Origin of the sequence: Maribacter corallii, from assembly GCF_047345415.1 — a bacterium.
Classification (GTDB): domain Bacteria; phylum Bacteroidota; class Bacteroidia; order Flavobacteriales; family Flavobacteriaceae; genus Maribacter_C.
Genome location: NZ_JBLFEP010000021.1, coordinates 1 through 1,748 on the forward strand (window position 1 = coordinate 1; position 1,748 = coordinate 1,748).

Genomic DNA, 1,748 nt, shown 5'->3' on the forward strand with positions numbered 1-1,748 from the left:
GAGTCCAACGATGGGATTTACCTTAATTTCGAGTATTCCACGGATCTATTTAAGGCAAGTACCATAAATAGATTTATCCTGTATTTCAAGGAAATAGTGTTTGCGGTTATTTCAAACCCCAGCATAAAGTTATCCCAGATCGATATTCTATCTATAGAGGAGCGCGATACCCTATTGAAGGGATTCAACAAGTCTGGGGCTGATTATTCAATCGATTATTCGATAGTCGAGATGTTCGAAGAGCAGGTATTGGAAAATCCTGACCGGGTTGCTGTTGTCATTCAGGGGGAGCGGCATACTTATAAGGAGCTCAATGAAAGGTCGAATCAATTGGCAAATTACCTTGTATCTTTTGGAATCGTTCCTGGAAGTGTGGTGGGCCTGTTATTGGATCGCTCTGTCGAGATGATAATAGGTATTCTTGGAGTACTGAAGTCAGGTGCGGGATACCTGCCGATTGATACTAACCTTCCTGCTCAGCGTGTGGAGTACATGCTGGATCAAAGTCGGTCGACCCTTTTGCTTACAGAAGGTACCTATCTGGAGCAGTATTCTGCATATCTACCGGTAAGAAATATTCATTCGGAAGATCTTTATATGGATAGCTCCCAGAATATCGGGATGCCTATTGAACCAAATGATTTGGCTTATTGCATATTCACCTCCGGTTCGACTGGCCTGCCCAAAGGTGTTATGATGGGGCATAAAAGTGTTATAAATTTGGTACAAGGCCTTAGGGAAAGGGTATATAGTAGTGATCATGGTTCAAAATCTTTACGAGTGGCACTACTTGCCTCTTACTCCTTCGATGCATCCGTCCAACAGATATTCGGAGCTTTACTACTAGGACATAGTCTTTATATATGTGATGACCTTGATCGTAAAGATGGCGATCGGTTGATTGATTTTTATAATAGGAATGGCATTGAGGTATCCGATGGTACGCCTACGCATCTCCGGATTTTGATGAGCTCATTGGATGAAGATTTTAGATTAACGAGTTTACGTATATGGATGTTAGCGGGAGAAGTGTTGTCAAAAGAACTTGTAAAGGAGTTTTATAAGTATCATGAATATGATCGAGTAAAGTTATTTAACATCTACGGACCTACAGAGACATGTGTCGATTCCACGAGTTTTGAGATAGAACTGGCTAAGCTGGACGATTATTCAACCATTCCAATAGGCAAACCCCTACCCAATGAGCGAATCTATATCACCGACAAGTATGGGAACCTTGTTCCCATTGGTGTAACAGGAGAACTGTGCATTGCCGGAGACGGACTAGCCCAACGTTATATAGGGGATATGACCTTGACCTCGGAGAAATTTATTGACCATTGGATCCCCAATGAGAAGAAGGTATATAGAACAGGGGATCTTGCCTGTTGGTTGTCCGACGGCAATATCGAATACCAAGGTCGCAGGGATAATCAGGTAAAGATCCGCGGTTATAGAATCGAGTTAGGGGAGATCGAGAACCAATTATTGGCCTATGAAGAAGTGAGGGATATTGTAGTAGTAGCGAAAGAAAGAGGAGGGAGTATGGACCTTATAGCCTATATCGTATCCGACAATGAAATCAAACCAGGAGAGCTACGGTCCTATTTGGCACTGACCTTACCTGATTATATGCTTCCCGTTCACTATGTGCAGATGGATTCATTTCCGTTGACCCCTAACGGCAAGGTCGACCGCAGGGCCCTTCCCGACCCGGAGCTCACTACAAGTGATGATTATGTAGGGCC

The 1,748-nt window shown here is 43.3% G+C and carries 1 protein-coding gene; it reads left to right on the forward strand.

The features are described 5' to 3' along the window. Positions 1–1,748, forward strand: a 1,748-nt coding sequence (locus tag ACKWCA_RS23920; RefSeq protein ID WP_413980776.1) for a non-ribosomal peptide synthetase, incomplete at both ends; no start/stop codon positions are given.